The sequence below is a fragment of the Lysobacter sp. 05T417 genome (assembly GCF_056396405.1).
On record NZ_JBFTLK010000008.1, the window covers coordinates 159,910 to 178,110 of the forward strand.

Genomic DNA, 18,201 nt, shown 5'->3' on the forward strand with positions numbered 1-18,201 from the left:
ACCGGCATGAAGACGCAGCAGCACCTTTTCATCGCAATCGCAACGCATGGCCATAGCGGCCCCCGGCCCAGGGAAGCGGGCAGGGCATCGCCGTCCGGTCAAGAACAAAGGAATTGCCACCATGAACGTGATGACCCTGATCTCCGCACTGGCGATGGTCGCAGCCACCCATTCGATCGCGACGCGCGTGGTTTACGCGCAGCCCGTGGAGGATGGGACAGCCCAGACGACGTCCAGTTCACTGCCGATCCATGACCTGCCGGGCGTGCGCGTTGTCGCCACGCTGGAACCGGAACCGGAACCGGAACCGGAACCGGAACCGGAAACGGCTGCGGCGTCGGATGAAACCCTGGCGTCGGCTGATGAGCCGCGCGTGTTCGACCTGCCCACGGTGTACGTCTACGCCGATCACGTCTACGCAGATCACGCCCAGGACAAGCCGTACCGCACGGTGCGTTCGCGCACCGCGCTGGGCGTGCCGGGTGCACGCACCCGCCGCGGCGTGTCGCCGCAGCGCACGCTGGCCGGCGAACCGGTCGCGATGCGCGCCAGTAACGATCGCGGCGATCGCTGGCAGGCGATCGCCTGTGTCGCCCGCATGCGCCTGTCGCGCGTGTGGCCGGTGTCGCGTTGCGACATCGCCGACAACGCCCGCGCCATGGCCCGCGTCGGCTCCATGCTGGCCACCCTGTCAGCCCCCGTCCGACGACGTTGACCGGCCAACAAAAAAGGCCCCGCAATGCGGGGCCTTTTTCATGCAGCAACGAAGCCTTACGCCTCGACCACATCATCCTTGTACGCATCCACCGGAATGCACGCACACATGACGTTCTTGTCGCCGTAAACGTTGTCCACGCGCGCAACCGGCGGCCAGTACTTCTGCAGGCGCAGCGACGGCAGCGGGAACGCCGCCAGCTCGCGCGGGTACGCATGGGTCCACTCGCTGGCCGTGACCGCGGTGGCGGTGTGCGGCGCGTGCTTGAGCGGGTTGTCCTCGCGGTCCAGCTTGCCGTCCTCGATCGCGCGGATCTCGTCGCGGATCTGGATCATCGCGTCGATGAAGCGGTCCAGTTCGTGCTGCGATTCCGACTCGGTCGGCTCGACCATCAGCGTACCGGCGACCGGGAAGCTCAGGGTGGGGGCGTGGAAGCCGAAGTCGATCAGGCGCTTGGCCACGTCCTCGGCCGACACGCCGGTGGCGTCCTTGAGCGGGCGCAGGTCGAGGATGCACTCGTGCGCGACCAGGCCGTTGCGGCCGGTGTAGAGCGTCTCGTAGTGCGGGGCCAGGCGGGTGGCGATGTAGTTGGCGTTGAGCAATGCCACTTGCGTCGCCTTGCGCAGGCCTTCGGCGCCCATCATCGTCACGTACATCCAGCTGATCGGAAGGATCGAGGCCGAGCCGAAGCTCGCCGCCGACACCATGCCGACGTCACCTTCGCCACCGAACGTGCGCGGCAGGAACGGAGCGAGATGCGACTTCACCGCGCACGGGCCAACGCCCGGGCCGCCGCCGCCGTGCGGGATGCAGAAGGTCTTGTGCAGGTTCAGGTGCGACACGTCCGAGCCCCACTTGCCTGGCTTGGCGACGCCGACCAGGGCGTTCATGTTGGCGCCGTCGGTGTAGACCTGGCCACCGTGCGTGTGCACGATCTCGCAGATCTTGACGATGTCTTCCTCGAACACGCCATGCGTGGACGGGTAGGTGATCATCAGCGCGGCCAGGCGCTCGCTGTACTTCTCGGCGGCGCGCTGGATGTCGTCGACGTCGACGTTGCCGTTGGCATCGCACTTGGTCACCACCACCTGCATGCCGCACATCTGCGCCGAGGCCGGGTTGGTGCCGTGCGCCGATTCCGGGATCAGGCAGATGTCGCGATGATCCTCGCCGCGCGAGCGGTGATAGGCGCGGATCGCCAGCAGACCGGCGTACTCGCCCTGCGCGCCCGAATTGGGCTGCAGGCTGACGGCGTCGTAGCCGGTGCACTCGACCAGCATCGCTTCCAGTCCGTCGATCAGCGCCTTGTAGCCCTGCACCTGCGTAGTCGGGGCCAGCGGGTGCAGGTTGCCGAACTCCGGCCACGTCACCGGGATCATCTCCGCAGTGGCGTTGAGCTTCATCGTGCAGCTGCCCAGCGGGATCATGGTGCGATCCATCGCCAGGTCCTTGTCGGCCAGGGCGCGCATGTAGCGCAGCAGCTCGTGCTCGCTGTGGTGCGTGTTGAACACCGGGTGGGTCAGGAACTCGCTGCTGCGCTTCAGGCCGGCCGGCAGGGCGTCGGCGGTGGCGCTGTCGACTGCGTCGATGGCGCTGATGCTGGCGCCGAACAGCGCGGCCAGCGCGACGACGTCGGCGCGGGTGGTGGTCTCGTCGAGGCTGATGCCGACGCTCTGGCCGTCGATGCGGCGCAGGTTGATGCGCGCGGCTTCGGCCTTGGCATGCAACGCGGCGGCGTCGACGCCGACCACGTGCAGGGTGTCGAAGAAGTCCGGGCCCACCGTGAGGCCGGCCTGGCGCAGCGCGCCGGCCAGGATCGCGGCGAGGCGATGGGTGCGGCGGGCGATGCGGGTCAGGCCCTCGGGGCCGTGGTAGACCGCGTACATGCTCGCCATCACCGCCAGCAGCACCTGCGCGGTGCAGATGTTGGACGTGGCCTTCTCGCGGCGGATGTGCTGCTCGCGCGTCTGCAGCGTGAGGCGATAGGCGGCCTTGCCCTCGGCGTCGATCGACACACCGATCAAACGACCCGGCATGGAGCGCTTGTAGGCGTCGCGGCAGGCCATGAAGGCCGCATGCGGGCCACCGAAGCCGAACGGCACGCCGAAGCGCTGGGTATTGCCGACGACGATGTCGGCGCCCCATTCGCCGGGGGCGGCGATCAGCGTCAGCGCGAGCAGGTCGGTGGCGACGGCGACCAGGCCGCCGCGCGCGTGCACGGCATCGGCCAGCGCCTTGTAGTCATTGACCTGGCCAAAGGTGTTCGGGTACTGCAGCAGCACGCCGAAGCTGTCGATGCTGATGGCTTCGGCGTCGTCGGCGACGACCAGTTCGATGTCGAGCGGCTCGGCGCGGGTGCGCAGCACTTCCAGCGTCTGCGGATGCACGCCGCTGGAAACGAAGAACACATCGGACTTCGACTTGGACGAACGCCTGGCCAGGGTCATGGCTTCGGCGGCGGCGGTGCCTTCATCGAGCAGGGACGCGTTGGCGATCTCCATGCCGGTGAGGTCGGCGCACATGGTCTGGAAGTTGATCAGCGCTTCCATGCGGCCCTGCGAGATCTCCGCCTGGTACGGCGTGTAGGCCGTGTACCACGCCGGGTTCTCGAGGATGTTGCGCAGGATGACGTTGGGCGTGTGCGTGCCGTAGTAGCCCTGGCCGATGAAGCTGCGGAAGACCTGGTTCTGGTCGGCGATCGCGCGGATCTTGGCGATGGCCTCGACCTCGGTGATCGGCGCCGGCAGGGCCAGCGGCGATGGCGACTTGTTCATCGTGTTTCGAAGCTGCGCCGGCACGATCGCGTCGGTCATCGCATCGAGCGAGTCGAAGCCGACCACGCCAAGCATCTGAGCGATTTCTGCGTCGTTGGGGCCGATGTGGCGCTCGAGGAACGCGTCGTGGTGCTCGAGATCAAACAAGCTCACGGCGGAGGAAGCAGGGGTCTTCTGGCTCATGCAGGGCATCCGGTTTGGCTCGATGGGAGCCGGGCGTGCGCGCGCAGCGCACTTGGAGTGCCCCTCTGTCCTTTTGCCTGAGAGTTTGGAAGCGCGGGGTCGGGGGAGGTGAACCCCGCTTGGCTTCTTGCCCCTTCGGCGCCGGGTGACCCGCAAGGGGTTTCCGGTCTCTCCAGAGTTTGAGCCGACGGCGGTAATGGGGCCTGAGCGATTCCGGGCGTTTGCGCCTTCGGCAGCGGATCCGGCCGTTCAGGCTGGTCCGCTTCTCCCACCGTCTGCTTGTGCCGGCAATTATAGGGCATGGCCCGGGGCTGGCGGGTTACCTGTCCGACCCCGGCCGCAGCGCCCCGAACGCGGGGTCCGGCGCCATCGCGCGAGAACTCAGACAAATCTCATATCCCCTGCGAATCAGGGACCTAGGATGCACCCCGCGTTGCAGCCCCCGCTCAACGGGCACTTCGCATTCCTGGATCCCGATCGTGAACAAACGCTACCGCCCCGCCTTCCATGCCGCGAACGGCTTCCGTGGCGGCGCATCGGGCCGGACCGGCCTGGCCGCCCTGGTCGCCTCCCTGCTGGGTGTGGCCGGGGCCGTGTCAGCAGGTCCAGCGACACCGGATTTCCGCGTCGTCCCCGCAGGCAGCGATGACGAAGCCAAGGCGACCAGCGTGCTGCACACCGCCGTGAGCGGCCTGGGCGCGCCGCCTCGCACGATCGAAGACATCGATCGCTGGTCCGAACAGCTCACCCGCGCACTGCGCGAGGGCGGATTCCCCATCGCGCAGGTGCTGATGACCGACGACAACTGGCGTCGTGCCAGTGCCGGCGCCGCGCCGGTGTTCACCGCTTACCCCGGGCGCATTCGCAACATCGTCGTCAACAACACCTCGCGCATGCACGAGGACCGCCTGCGACGCGTCGTAGCCGACGCCCTTTGCGGCGATCAGGCAACCGACGCCAAGGTCTGCCTGCTGCAGACCATCCGTCTCGAGCGCTCCACACAGCTCCTGCAGGACCTGCCCGGCGTTGCGATCGAGCAGGCGCCGCAATTCTCGCCGGGCGCCGGCGTGGGCGAGGTCGATGTCGTGTTCAGCGTCGCGCAGCGCGGCAAGCCCGCGCAGGCCGACTTCATCGTCGACAACAAGGGCATGCAATCCACCGGCGCGTATCGGCTGGGCGTGACCGGTTCCGGCAACAACCACTTCGGCCTTGGCGAAAGCTACGCCGCCACCCTGATGGTGACGCGCGAAGGCATGTGGACCGGCTCGCTGGATGGCGCCATCCCCGTGACGGCCAACGGCTTGCGCGCCGTTGGCGGCCTGGTGCGGCAGGAGTACACGATCAACGCCGGCACGCCCGTGGAGGGTATCGCCAGTACGGCGCAGCTGGGACTGTCGTACCCCGTCACGCGTGGGCTGGACCGCAACGTGTGGCTCGGCGCATCGCTCCTGCACAGCCGGACCCAGACCACCTTCAAGGATTTCGACTTCGCCACCCACGGCACCATCGATTCCGCGCGGTTCTCGCTGCAGGCCGACAACGGTGACCGCGCCCAGCAGCTGCGCACCAACCTGTGGAGCGTGCAGGGCGCCCTCACCGCCGGCCATCAGCGCAACGACGACCCGGCCGACGCCGTGGTGCAGCGTGCCGGTGGCTACGCGAAAGCGAACGTGACCGCATTCGGCCGCTGGCTCATTGGCAGTGGTGGCGACCTGTTCATCACCGGGCGCACCAACGTGCAATGGGCCAGCCGCAACCTGGACCCGAGCGAGAAGCTGCTGGCAGGCGGGCCCGACGCGGTGCGCGCCTACCGCACCGACGAGGCCTCGTTCGACGACGCGTTCATCGCCAACGTCGGCGTGTACCGGCGTTTCCCGTTGGCGACCGGCCACCAGTTGCAGGCCGGCGCGTTCGTCGATGTCGCGCGTGGACGCGTCAACCACGACCCGTGGCCGCTCTGGGAGCGCAGCTACATCGGCGTGGACAACGTGACCAACTGGCGCACGCTCGCCGGCCCGGGCCTGAGCCTGGACTGGCTGACGCCGAAGGGCATCACCGTGTCGGTGTCGGTGGCGAAACCGTTCGGTTCGGCCAGCCCGTCGTGGATCGACGAGGACGCAAGAGCCCTGCAGTACTGGCTGTCGGTAAGCCTTGGCACGCGTTGAAGCGGCCCATCGCAGGCCTCGCCTGACGCGCAAACCGGGGCCAATGCCGCACAAACACGGTCAGCGCACCATCTAAGAATTGTCTGAGTTCCCGTCGGGAAACGCGCCAGAACCACGTCGCGCAAATCGCCAAAAACAACTAAGACAAATCTGATATCCCCTCGGAAACGCCTGCCTAGCATGCGCACCTGTGCTGCTGCCCACGGGGCCGCTTTCCGCTAGTTGCCGAAGCGAGGCCACACAACCTCATCCCGTTGCCTGGTCACCCCGTGACCGGACACGCCACCCTTATCTGCCGAGTCATCGCAAATGAACAAGAACCGCTACCGCCTCATCTTCGACACACGCCTGGGCATGCTGATCCCGGTGCCGGAGTACGTAACCAGCCAGGGCAAGCACAGTGGCGAGGGCTCCGGCAACGGTGCACCGGTCGTCGCGTCGATGACCGCACTCGCACTGGCGACCCTGCTCGCTTCGGGCGCGCTGCACGCGCAGCAGCTGCCGACCGGCGGTAATGTCGTTGCCGGCCAGGCCAGCATCGGCCAGCCCAATGCGAACATGCTCACCATCGACCAGGCGAGCCAGCGCGCCGTCATCGACTGGAACACCTTCAACATCGGCCAGGACAAGACGGTCCAGTTCAACCAGCCCAACGCGCAGGCGCAGGCGCTGAACCGCGTCACGGGCGGGGTGCCGACCAACATCCAGGGCCAGCTGCTGGCCAACGGCCAGGTGCTGATCCAGAACGCCAACGGCGTGCTGTTCGCCAAGGGCTCCACGGTCAACGTCGGCTCGCTGCTGGCGACGACCAAGGCCATTGATGCCAACCAGTTCATGGCCGGCGGCGCGATCGACCTGAAGGCCACCGGCAAGAACGCCGGCGTGGTCAACGAAGGTGCGATTGACGCGGCCGGGTTTGTAACCCTGGTCGGTGACCAGGTGCGCAACGGCGGCGACATCCGCAGCAGCCAGGTCGTGCTCGCCGCAGGCGACAGCGCGACCGTCGCGCTGTCCAACGGCCAGGGCATCTCGCTGAAGCTGACCGATGCCACCGCCAACGCGCTGGTGGAGAACACCGGCAACATCGACGCCCGCGGCGGCAGCGTGCTGCTGACCGGCCGCGGCAAGGACACGCTGCTCAAGTCGGTGGTGAACCTTTCGGGCGTGACGCGCGCCGGTACGGTCGTGGCCGATGCGGGTAACACGGGTGATGTCGCCGTGCGCGGCACCATCGATGCAACGGGCGCCAATGGCGGCACGGTGGTGCTGTCGGGCGACCGCGTCGGTCTGTTCGGCAATGCCAGCATCGATGCCAGCGGCGAGCTGGCCGGCGGCAAGGTGATCGTGGGTGGTGACAGCCTGCACAAGCTCGGAGGCACCGGCGCTGCCGGTCTGACCGACGGCGTCAACTTCGCCAGCTACACCCAGGTCGACAAGGGCGCTTCGATCAAGGCTGGTTCGACGCGCGGCAACGGCGGCTTCGTAGAGACGTCGGGCAAGAACCTGAGCGTGCAAGGCAACGTCACTGCCGCCGCACCGAACGGCCAGTCCGGCCTGTGGCTGATCGACCCGACCAACGTGACCATCAGCACGGCAGCAACGGCCAACGAAACCGAAGATCCCGTCGGTGTGTTCACGCCGGCGACGAATGCAGCAACGGTCAACAACGGCGCGATCAACGCCGCCATCAATGCCGGCACCAACGTCACCATCACCACCACAAGCACGGGCACGGCCACCGGCAACATCGTGCAGAATTCGGATGCTGCGATCAGCAAGCTGGCCGGCGGTGATGCCAAGCTGACGCTGGAGGCGGATGGAAGCATCCAGCTCAATGGCAGCATCACCTCGACCGTCGGCGCGCTCGACCTGGATCTGCAGGCGGACAAGAGCGGGCTGCATGCGGGTTCGGTGCATACCGCTAGCGCCAGCGTGATTGACCTCAATGGCGGCCTGTTGACGGCCTCGGCGAACACCACGCTCGGCAACGGATTGAGTGGTAGCAACGGCAACGCGATCCAGCTCAACGGCAATCAGGCCAATATTGGCGGCGGCTCGCTCAATGGCGCCTCAAATACCGGTGCCGGTGTCGTCATCTCCAACGTAGGCACCTTCACGCAGACCGGCGGCGCGCTCACGGTGAACGGCACGTCAAACACAGGCGATGGCGTGCAGATGTACGGCAACGTCACGCTGAGCAATGCGGCCAGGCTCGACATCACCGGCACCTCCGCCGGCGCCAGGCGCGGCTTCTACCAGAACAGTGGCACTCTGCTCTCGCTTGGCGGCGATAGTGCAATGAGCGTCACTGGGACTTCAACGACCTCCCACGCGGTGGTATTCGACGGCAACGTCGCCTTGATTGACAAAGCCAGATTGATCGCCAGCGGAGTTTCGTCTGGTGATGGAACGGGTGTCGCGGGATCAGGTGGCGGCGCTAGCTTGAGCATCGCCGACGATGCAGCGGTCACTTTTGATGGTATTTCGGCGGGTGGCGGTAACGGTGTCGGTTTCTGGGGCTCAGTGTCGTTGACGGAGAATGGCTCTCTCGACGCAACAGGGAGATCAGAGACTTGGATCGGCGTAGAGGTAAAGAATGGTGGCACCCTTTCTCTTACTGACAATGCGCGACTGAATTTGGTTGGTACAGTTGCCGCCGGGCCTTATGGCGGTGTGTGGTTTAACCCGACTGGCGTAATGAACATATCCGGCAATAGCGTGGCCAATGTAATTGGGACCTCGGAAGGCTCTTCCGTAGGTGTTCTCTTACGCTACAACGTCTCGGAGAATGGTTCACTCAACGTGACCGGAACTTCGAAGGATGGGGCTGGTGTGCAGCTTGGGAGCGCCGTTCCCAACAGCGTATCCGGAGGTATTGTCAACATCGAAGGCACTTCCACGAGTGGCACCGGAGTATTTATTCCGGTTGATAGAGAAACCACTGTCTCCGGTTCAGGCGAGTTGAACGTGAGTGGCTCGTCTATGACCGGTTCGGGAACTCAGATTGACGGCACGGTGACCACCACCGGCGACGGCAATACGACGGTGGGCGGCACCTCGGTCGACGGCTCAGGCGTCGCTGTGACGCCGACGGGCGTGATCGACACGTCGGGCACCGGCAACACCAGCATCGCCGGCACCTCCACCAATGGCTCGGGCACGCAGATCGACGGCACGGTCAACACCACCGACGAAGGCACGTCCGCAGTCGCTGGCACGTCGCAGACCGGTTCCGGCACTCAGATCGACGGCACGGTGACCACCATCGAAGGTGGCACGTCGACGATTGGTGGCACCTCCACCAGCGGCCCAGGCGTCGATGTCGATGCAACCGGCGTGATCACCACGTCCGGCAGCGGCACCACAGGCGTCAACGGCTCTTCGCAGACCGGTTCGGGTTCGCAGATCGACGGTACGGTCAACACCACCGGTGACGGCACGGCCAACATCGCCGGCACCTCGGTCGACGGCTCCGGCGTTGAAGTGACTCCGACAGGCGTGATCAGCACCTCCGGCACCGGCGACACCAACATCACCGGTACGTCCACCAACGGTTCGGGCTCGCAGATCGATGGCACGGTCAACACCAGCGAAGACGGCGCCGCCGCGATCGGCGGCACGTCCACCGCGGGTAGCGGCGTCGACGTCAATCCGACCGGCGTGATCAACACCGGCGACAACGGCGTGACCGGCATCACCGGTACCTCGGAGACGGGTGCGGGCTCGAACATCGACGGTACCGTGGCCACCACCGGCAACGGCACGGCCAACATCGGCGGCACGTCCACCAGCGGTTCGGGTGTTGCGGTCGCTCCGACCGGCTCGGTCACCACCGCTGGCACCGGCGACACCAACATCAACGGCACGTCGTCCACAGGCACGGGCTCGAGCATCGACGGCACGGTGACCACGGCCGTGGACGGCACCTCCACGATTACCGGTACCTCCACCGGCGGTACGGGCGTCGACGTCAACGGTTCGGTCAGCACCACCGACACGGGCAATACCGGCATCACGGGCACCTCGGTGACCGGTGCGGGTTCGAACATCGACGGCACCGTGGCCACCACCGGCGACGGCACCTCGACCGTTGCCGGCACTTCGACCGACGGCACCGGCGTTGCGGTCACTCCGACCGGTGTGGTCAGCACCACGGGCACGGGCGACACCAGCATCAACGGCAACTCCGCCAACGGGTCGGGCACGGCGATCGATGGCACGGTGAGCACCACGGGCGACGGCAACGCGACCATCGGCGGCACGTCTGTGGCAGGCCCTGGTGTGGACGTCAACGGTTCGGTCAGCACCACCGATACCGGCGACACGGCCATCACCGGCACCTCGCAGACCGGCAACGGCTCCAACATCGACGGCACGGTGACCACCACCGGTGACGGTACGTCCACCATTGGCGGCACGTCCATCGATGGCGCCGGGGTGGCGGTCACGCCGACCGGCACGGTCGAGACCTCGGGCACGGGCAACACCAGCATCGATGGCACCTCGACCAATGGCCCGGGCACGGACATCGACGGTTCGGTGACGACCAGCGAAACCGGTACCTCGGCCATCGACGGCACCTCCGTTGCAGGCCCGGGTTCCAACATCGACGGCACCGTCACCACGACCGGTGATGGCACCTCGACCATCGAAGGCAGCTCGACCAGCGGTTCGGGCGTTGACGTCAACGGTTCGGTCAGCACTACCGACACCGGCGACACGGCGATCACCGGTACCTCGCAGACCGGCAACGGCTCGAACATCGACGGCGCGGTGACGACCACCGGTGACGGCAACACGACGGTGGGTGGCGCCTCCACCGACGGCTCGGGCGTCGCAGTGGGTCCGACCGGCACGATCGGCACCTCGGGCACCGGCAACACCGACATCGACGGCACCTCGACCAATGGTCCGGGTACCGACATCGACGGCGCCGTGACCACCAGCGAAGGCGGCACGTCGACGGTCGACGGTACGTCGCAGACCGGTTCGGGCACCGACATCGACGGCACGGTGGCCACCACCGGCGACGGCAACACCACGATCGGCGGCACGTCCACCAGCGGTCCTGGCATCGACGTCGATGGTTCGGTCACCACCACCGACACCGGCAACACCGGCATCGGCGGTACCTCGGGCACGGGTGCAGGCACGAACGTAGATGGTTCGGTGACGACCACGGGCGATGGCTCCACCGCCGTCACCGGTACGTCCACCGACGGCTCCGGTGTTGCAGTCGGTCCGACCGGCACAGTGGGCACCTCGGGCACGGGCGATACCAGCATCACCGGCACCTCGACCAACGGTTCGGGCACCGAGATTGACGGTGCGGTGACCACCACCGAGGGCGGTACCTCCATTGTCGGTGGTACCTCCGTCACCGGCGCAGGCGTCGAAGTCGATCCGACCGGATCGATCACCACTGCCGGCACCGGCACGACCGCGGTCACCGGCACGTCGGAGACCGGTTCGGGTGTCGACAACGCCGGCAACATCGATGCCGCGGGCAGCGGCACGACCAGCGTCATCGGCGGCTCCATCAGCGGGACCGGCATCACCAATGTCGGCACCATCCACGGTGGCGACAACGGCCAGGTCAGCGTGACGGGCGCGTCGGGCACCGGCGCCGGGCTGATCGACTCCGGTTCGATCAGTGTCGACGGAAACGCCACCGCGGTGACGTCCAACAACGGCAGCAAGGAAACCATCACCCCCAGCACCGGCGGTACGGGTGGCGGTGGCGGCAATGGCAACGGCAACGGCGGCGTGAAGCCGGTGACGGGTTCCAGCTCCAGCGGCGGCGGCGGCGGTAACGCCGGCATGGCGGTGGGCGTCCTCGGACTGGGTGCCGCCGGCTTCTGGGCGGTCAGCAGCGGCGCCGACAGCTGGCACCTGCAATCGGCCGAACCGGTCACGGTGGAATCGGACGAAGCCCAGGCCTGGGCCCAGGCACAGCTGACGCAGGTCTCGGTCGACCTCGACCAGGGTTCGGCCGGCGTCCGGCTGCAGACGCAGCAGGGCACGGTGGATCGCCAGTTGAGCTACCGCGACGGCGCCGATGGCGTGAAGCACTTCACGTCCGAGGATGCCGGCATCAAGTCCGACCTGTCGGTGGATGTGGAGACCAACGAGTACTTCTACAGCGAGCAGGGCATGGTCGATGGCAAGCCGTACACAGTGAAGGCGCACGGTTGGCTGAAGACCGGCGCAGGCCCGGTGCAGGTCGCGGCGAAGTAATCGCCCCGGCGATTGCCGGCTACAAGCGGAAACGAGCAGGGGCGCCGGGAAACCGGCGCCCTTTCTCGTTTGGCCATCGTCGCAACGCCGCCCTGCACGAGTCAGGGGTATGCTTTGCGCCCCCGCATGCAGGAAGCACGATATGAGCGCTGTTCCATTCCGGTTGCTGCAACTCGATCACGTGGTGCTGCGTGCACGCGACCCGGCGCTGATGGAGGCGTTCTACTGCGATGTGCTTGGCTGCGTTGCCGAGCGGCGCGTGGACGCAGTGGGCCTGGTGCAGCTGCGTGCCGGCAACTCCCTGATCGACCTGGTGGCCGTGTCGGGCAAGATCGGGCGCATGGGCGGTGCCGGGCCAGGGGCCGAGGGGCGCAACATGGACCATCTGTGCTTGCGCGCCGATCCCTTCGACCGCGAGCAGATCGTCGCCTATCTGCAATCGCATGGTGTGCAGGTAGGCGAGTTCGGTCGGCGTTATGGTGCCGAAGGTGAAGGTCCGTCGCAGTACCTGCTCGATCCGGAAGGCAATCTGGTCGAACTCAAGGGGCCGCCGGACGAGGTGCCGATCGATACGGCGGCGTCCAATGCCAGTACGTGAGTTGTGCCGCCGCCGGTCCTTGATCGGCTGCCTTCACGCCAGAGATCCGTAGATGCCCACCGCTGCACCCGCACCCTCGCTTTCGATCTCTGTCCGCCTGCTGGCCCTGCTCCTGGGCGGCCTGGCGATGTTCGGTCCGTTCTCGATCGATACGATCTTCCCGGCATTCCCGGCCATCGGCACGCAGTTCGGTGCCGACAAGCTGGCGATGCAGCAGACCATCAGCGTCTATCTGATCGCTTATGCGGCGATGAGCATCGTGCACGGGCCGCTGTCTGACGCGATCGGGCGTCGTCGCGTGATTCTCGGCGGGCTGTCGGTGTTCGCGGTCGCCTCGGTCGGCTGCGCGCTGGCCACCGACCTGACGACACTGCTGGTGTTCCGCGCGCTGCAGGGGTTGTCGTCCGGCGTCGGTCTGATCGTCGGTCGCGCGGTGATCCGCGACGTGCTGCACGGCCACGACGCGCAGCGGCTGATGAGCCAGGTGTCGATGATTTTCGGCGTAGCGCCGGCGGTGGCGCCGGTGATCGGAGGCTGGATCCTGGGCTGGAGCCACTGGCCGGCGATTTTCTGGTTCCTGGTGGCGTTCTCGCTGGTGCTGCTGGTGGTCACCTGGCGGACCCTGCCGGAGACGCATCCGCCGCAAGCACGCCTGCCAATGGTGCCGCGCCGGCTGTTGCGCGACTACATCGCCATCGTCATCAACCCGCGCTTCCAGCGGCTGGCCGCCGCCAGTGCGTTCAACTTCGCCGCGCTGTGGCTGTACATCGCCTCGGCGCCGGCGTTCGTGCTCGACGTCCTCAAGCTCGACGAGCGCCAGTTCGGCTGGTTCTTCGTGCCGATGATCAGCGGCATGGTGCTGGGCGCGTTCGTGTCCGGGCGCGCGGCCGGCAAGGTCAGTGGCGAGAAGCTGGTGTCGATTGGATTTGCCTGTTCGGCCGTGGCGATGCTGCTCAACCTGGGCTACAACCTGTGGACCGACACGCCGCACGTGCCGTGGGCGGTGCTGCCGATGATGCTCAATGCGTTCGGTATCGCATTGGTGTTCCCGATCGTGACGCTGTCGATCCTGGACATGTACCCGCGCCAGCGCGGTTCGGCCTCGTCGATGCAGGCCTTCACCAGTCTGGTGCTCAACGCGCTGATCGCCGGCGTGCTGTCGCCGTGGATCAGCGACCACATGCTGTGGATGGTCGGCGTGGCCAGCACGTTCCTGCTGATCGCGTGGGGGTTCTGGCGCTGGGAGGCGCGGGTAGTGCAGGCGCGGTGCGCGGGCGAGCCGAGCGCGACGGTGCCGGAAGAGAGTCTCTAGAGCCAGGGGAGACCGTGATTCCCGCGAAGGCGGGAACCCAGCGACTGAAGGAGGGCAACGCCGCTGGGTCCCCGCCCACAAGGGGATGACCGGAGTACTCAGAATTCCGGCTGTGTCGGGTAATGGTGGCGCAGGGTCAGGCCGGTCCACCAGCCGCCGCGATTCCCCGAGAAGATCGAACTGATGCTGCTTCCGTTGGTCAGGTACTCGAAGTTGTGTCCCTCGGTAGTGGGGATATCCTTCGCGAAGAGCACGTACTTGCGATATGCGCCCGACGAAATGACCTTCTTGATCTGGGACGAATCTATTCGGGTGTTCACATAAGTCGTCGACCCCCATCCCGCACCGACAAACAGTGAGAATTTGTTGGGCTTTAGTGGATCATCTGTCCGGCACGTGATCACGATCGCCTGCTCGTCCAGCTCGCCTACTTTCACGCTGCAGATGTCAGTGTCTTCGACGATCGAATAGTACTTCTGCCGCTTCCTCGTTATCCACGGCGTCTGCTCGGTTTCAAACGTTCCAGTCGTGACGTTGAAGAACTCGTTGCGGTACTTTCCCGTCGAATCGACCGGGTAGGTGTCGATGGGGCACGCGGGACGGATGGAACGTTTGCGATCGAATGACTTGAAGCACAGGAAGAACGACGGAGACAGGAGGCCGGGTCCGGAAACCAGGGTGTTGTTCAATGCGCGTCCAGCCGCAGGCGCCGACGCCGGATAGAACGTGTAGGGGCCCGGATTCGCGCCGTTCCTGTCGCCCGGTACGTGATAAGGGTTCTGGATGGTTTGTATGGTTTCAAATCTCGCCGGGACGCTGCCCTCCACGTAGCGCAGTACGTCCACTTCCACGATGCGGTGGTTCTCGACCCGATCGAGGGCCACCCATTCCTGCTGCAGCGGGTATCTTGAGACGGTAGCCCGAAGCCGCTCTGCGTACTCTGGAAAACGCACCGCCGCGCTCTCGAGCGACCGGATGGTCGAGTACTCGTGGTTGGAGGCTTCAACCATATATCGGTAACCAACGAACGGGGCCTGTCCTGGACCCTGCGCGTAGTAGCGCAGCATCGCATTCTGGAAAAAGTTCAGTTCCCGGGCGGCGGTCAACGAGACGAAGCGGAATTCGTTCTCGGGATTGCTGCCGGCGTTGATGTACTCCTCAAGATCGTTGTTCGAAGTGCCGCGGGCCAGAAACCCGTTGCGGAATATTTCCTCGGGCGGACGACTCTCGGACCGGTACAGGTACTTGGGGCGGTGTTCCTCCGCCGTTGCGTTGCCGCAGAGCAGCGCGAAGGGAATCAGCAGCCTGGCAACAAGGTTCGCTGCGTGTGCGAATGCGGTTGGTGCGCCTCGTACGAGGTCTGGTCGTACAGGAGCGGGTGTGGCGACATGCATCGTCATCCTCCTTGGTGAACGAGCGTTGTGTTGGAACAGCCGCCCAGACCTTCCCCTTCGCCCACTGGCGAACCCATAAGATTTGTCTGGTCCCGTCATGCGGGAGGGTATCGTCGCCTCGCGCCAGGACCCCTTGCAGTTCGCGTGGTGCCCGTCAGGCCTGGCGGTACACGCGGCGCAGCAGCTCGTGGAAGTGATGCACCGCAGTCTCGCGCAACGGATTCAGGCGGCCAGGCTGGTAGGAACCAGACGCCATCCCGCGCTGCACGTCCTGGCAGATGGTGAGGTCCTCGAACTGCACTTCATCGCTGAAGTTGAGGTCGGCCAGGCGTCGCGCCGCGGCTTCCTCGGACTCGTCCATCGCGTAGTAGAAGTCGAATTCGACCCGGCACTTGTCCACGCCCCTGGCGATCACGCGGTTTGTCTGCAGGCGGCCGGGGACGATGTTGAGCATCGTGTTCGGCCAGATCCAGTAATACAGCGCATCGCCGCTGCCGTAGAGGTCGTCGCCACTCTCCAGCGGGCTGAACTGCAACGAGTACCAGTCGTGGGTCTGCGTGGTGTAGCTGCGGTAATCCAGCAACCGGTTCAACCCGGGGTGCACGTGCGGGACGTGGTAACCCTCCAGGTAGTTGTCGATGTAGATCTTCCAGTTGCAGTTGATGTCGTAACCGACGCGGCGGTGGTGGCCGTAGCGTTCCAGATACCGGTCGGCGCCGACGCGCTCGTCGATGCCGGCGACCATCGCGTCGAAATCGATCGCGTGTTCGGCATCGACCGCAGCGAACACCAGACCCTGCCAAGTGCGCACCGCCAGCTGCGGCAGCTTGACGTCGGCGACGTTGAAGTCGGGCGCGGTACCCATCTCCGGAGCCGAGCGCAGCACGCCGTCGAGGGTGTAGGTCCAGCCGTGGTAGCGGCAGCGCAGCGACTTGGCGGCGAGGCCGTCGCACGCGGCCAGCGGCCCGGCGCGGTGGCGGCAGACGTTGTGGAAGACGCGGATTTCGCCATCGGCGCCGCGCACGGCGATCACCGGCAGGCCATTGAAGTCGCCGACGACGTGGTCGCCGGCGTTCTGCAATTGGCAGACATGGGCCAGGATCTGCCAGCCGCGGTCGAAGATCCGTTCGCGATCGAGCGCGACGGTGCCCGGGTCGGCGTAGTAGCGCGCCGGCAGGGAAGTGGCACGGTCTGCCGGCTGGGCGGCAAGGGCGTTGGCGTCGAGCAGGTCGGGGCGGTTCATCGGGCCAGTATGCCCAAACCGCGCCCCGCCCTCATCCCATCTTCTTCCGCCAGCGGGATAAGGGCTTACTTCTTCTCCGCGGCCACGCGCGCCTCTACATCGGCCAGCATCGCGTCCAGCTGGCCGCGGTCGTAGGCCCGCCCCTTCATCACCACCGTGTCGATGCGGCGGGTCGCGGCGATGTCCAGGAGCGGGTCGGCGTCGAGCAGCACCAGGTCGGCGGCCTTGCCGGCGGCAAGCGTGCCGTTGCTGTCGTCGTGGCCGAGGAAGCGGGCGCCGTTGATGGTCGCCGCCTGCAGCGCCTGCAGCGGCGTCAGGCCGTACTTCACCAGCAGCCCGAGTTCGTCGTGCAGGCCGATGCCCGGGTAGTTGTACGAGTTGAGGAAACCGGCGTCGGTGCCGGCCAGGATCGTCACGCCGGCGGCCTGCAGCAGCGGCAGCACCGAGGCGTTGCGCTCGAAACGCAGGTGGCGCGCGGCGATCGCGGCGGTGTCGTCCTTGGCCGCGCGCTCCACGCGCCAGGTGTAGGTCGCCTGCAGGCCGGGGCCGATGTACTTGAGGTAGTCGTCGTGGCGATGGTCGTTCTGGTCGAGATAGGCCACGACCTGGCTGCCGTTGAGGGTCGGTGTGATCGCAGTGCCGCGCCGCGCCATGTGCTTGTAGGTGGCAGTGGCGAGCTTCGGGTCGAACGTGGCGTTCCACTGGGTCCAGGCATCGCGGCTGTTGATCTCGCCGCGGGCAATGGCCTCTCCCAGTGGCTTCTCCTTCGGCGAGCCGGCCTTGAAAGCGTAGTCGATGTGCTCGACCGAACTCAGGCCGGCGGCGCTGACTTCGTCGATGGTGATCGGATAGGGCACGTGCGCGGAGGTCTTCAAACCGCGCCGGCCGGCTTCCTTCACCGCGGCCATGAACAGCTCCGGCGACAGCGTGTTGTCGGTGATCTTGACGAAGTCGACGTTCCAGCCCTGCAGCTTGTCCAGGGCGGCGTTCAATTCGGCGACGGTGCCGATCTCTATGTCGCCCGGCCAGATGGACTTGTAGCCTTCGATCTTCGGACCGGAGGTGAAGATGCGCGGGCCGAGCAGCGTGCCGGCGGCGGTGGCGGCGCGCCATTCGAACACGCTGGGGCTGAGGTCGCCTGCGCAATCGCGCACCGCGGTGATGCCATGGGCGACGTACAGCGGCAGCAGGTTGCGGTTCTCTTCGATCAGCGCGTCACCGCCGCCGAAATGCACGTGCATGTCCCACAGGCCGGGGATAGCGAACTTGCCGCTGGCATCGACCGTCTGCGTGGCGTCGAAGCGTTTGGCGCGGGCGTCGTCGACGATGGCGACGATGCGGGCGTCGCGTACGGCGATGACCTGGTGCGGGTGGCGCTTGCCGTCGACGACGTCGATCACGGTGGCGTCGCGCACCAGCAGGTCGACGTGCTCGGCGGCGCGCAGCGCGCCGCTGGCCAGGGCCAGGGCAAGGGCCAGGGCGAGGGCCGAAGTCAGCAGGGGCTTGGTCATCGTGGGTCGGGTCCGGGGTGCGCGGCAAACCAGTTGGACGCCCATTGTGGACGTTCCGGCCGGGCGACG

The 18,201-nt window shown here is 66.4% G+C and carries 9 protein-coding genes and 2 riboswitches; of the genes, 5 read left to right on the forward strand and 4 right to left on the reverse strand.

All coding sequences use genetic code 11. The features are described 5' to 3' along the window. Window positions 1-121 precede the first annotated feature (121 nt). On the forward strand, window positions 122-715 hold the full coding sequence (locus tag AC1DER_RS15600) for a hypothetical protein (protein ID WP_477246287.1): 594 nt from the start codon (window positions 122-124) through the stop codon (window positions 713-715). 56 nt (window positions 716-771) lie between these two features. On the opposite strand, the gene gcvP is transcribed toward AC1DER_RS15600, so the two are convergent. Beyond that, window positions 772-3,681, reverse strand: coding sequence for an aminomethyl-transferring glycine dehydrogenase (gene gcvP / locus AC1DER_RS15605; protein WP_477358130.1), 2,910 nt, complete (start codon window positions 3,679-3,681; stop codon window positions 772-774). A gap of 54 nt (window positions 3,682-3,735) precedes the next feature. Continuing rightward, window positions 3,736-3,850: riboswitch (glycine riboswitch) on the reverse strand. Between the two features lie 3 nt (window positions 3,851-3,853). Continuing rightward, window positions 3,854-3,953, reverse strand: a riboswitch (glycine riboswitch). 198 nt (window positions 3,954-4,151) lie between these two features. On the opposite strand from gcvP, the gene AC1DER_RS15610 reads away from it, so the two are divergent. The 4 genes from AC1DER_RS15610 to AC1DER_RS15625 all read left to right on the forward strand — a co-directional run bounded on the left by AC1DER_RS15610 (window position 4,152) and on the right by AC1DER_RS15625 (window position 13,984). Further along, window positions 4,152-5,837: a ShlB/FhaC/HecB family hemolysin secretion/activation protein gene (locus AC1DER_RS15610; RefSeq protein WP_477246283.1), complete on the forward strand. Its 1,686-nt coding sequence runs from the start codon at window positions 4,152-4,154 to the stop codon at window positions 5,835-5,837. 309 nt (window positions 5,838-6,146) lie between these two features. Beyond that, window positions 6,147-12,074, forward strand: a complete 5,928-nt coding sequence (locus tag AC1DER_RS15615; RefSeq protein WP_477246281.1) for a two-partner secretion domain-containing protein — start codon at window positions 6,147-6,149, stop codon at window positions 12,072-12,074. Window positions 12,075-12,216: 142 nt separating this feature from the next. Further along, window positions 12,217-12,672, forward strand: a complete 456-nt coding sequence (locus tag AC1DER_RS15620) for a VOC family protein (protein WP_477246279.1) — start codon at window positions 12,217-12,219, stop codon at window positions 12,670-12,672. A gap of 52 nt (window positions 12,673-12,724) precedes the next feature. Next, on the forward strand, window positions 12,725-13,984 hold the full coding sequence (locus AC1DER_RS15625) for a multidrug effflux MFS transporter (RefSeq protein ID WP_477246277.1): 1,260 nt from the start codon (window positions 12,725-12,727) through the stop codon (window positions 13,982-13,984). A 98-nt stretch (window positions 13,985-14,082) separates the two neighbouring features. Here AC1DER_RS15625 and AC1DER_RS15630 read toward each other — a convergent pair whose 3' ends face one another. The 3 genes from AC1DER_RS15630 to AC1DER_RS15640 form a co-directional block, all read right to left on the reverse strand. Then, entirely contained in the window at window positions 14,083-15,378 is a 1,296-nt protein-coding gene (locus AC1DER_RS15630; RefSeq protein ID WP_477246275.1) for a hypothetical protein, read from the reverse strand. A 154-nt stretch (window positions 15,379-15,532) separates the two neighbouring features. Further along, complete coding sequence (locus AC1DER_RS15635) at window positions 15,533-16,621, reverse strand: aromatic ring-hydroxylating oxygenase subunit alpha (protein ID WP_477246273.1); 1,089 nt, start codon at window positions 16,619-16,621, stop codon at window positions 15,533-15,535. A gap of 65 nt (window positions 16,622-16,686) precedes the next feature. Continuing rightward, the gene (locus AC1DER_RS15640) at window positions 16,687-18,132 is read right to left on the reverse strand and encodes an amidohydrolase family protein (protein ID WP_477246271.1); all 1,446 of its coding nucleotides are present in this window, start codon (window positions 18,130-18,132) and stop codon (window positions 16,687-16,689) included. Between the last annotated feature and the right edge of the window lie 69 nt (window positions 18,133-18,201).

Bases quoted from the DNA above. Each gene is read 5' to 3' on its own strand.
- AC1DER_RS15600 (WP_477246287.1), top strand. From the start codon at position 122: ATGAACGTGATGACCCTGATCTCCGCACTGGCGATGGTCGCAGCCACC.
- gcvP (WP_477358130.1), bottom strand. From the start codon at position 3,681: ATGCCCTGCATGAGCCAGAAGACCCCTGCTTCCTCCGCCGTGAGCTTG.
- AC1DER_RS15615 (WP_477246281.1), top strand. From the start codon at position 6,147: ATGAACAAGAACCGCTACCGCCTCATCTTCGACACACGCCTGGGCATG.
- AC1DER_RS15620 (WP_477246279.1), top strand. From the start codon at position 12,217: ATGAGCGCTGTTCCATTCCGGTTGCTGCAACTCGATCACGTGGTGCTG.
- AC1DER_RS15625 (WP_477246277.1), top strand. From the start codon at position 12,725: ATGCCCACCGCTGCACCCGCACCCTCGCTTTCGATCTCTGTCCGCCTG.
- AC1DER_RS15630 (WP_477246275.1), bottom strand. From the start codon at position 15,378: ATGCATGTCGCCACACCCGCTCCTGTACGACCAGACCTCGTACGAGGC.
- AC1DER_RS15635 (WP_477246273.1), bottom strand. From the start codon at position 16,621: ATGAACCGCCCCGACCTGCTCGACGCCAACGCCCTTGCCGCCCAGCCG.
- AC1DER_RS15640 (WP_477246271.1), bottom strand. From the start codon at position 18,132: ATGACCAAGCCCCTGCTGACTTCGGCCCTCGCCCTGGCCCTTGCCCTG.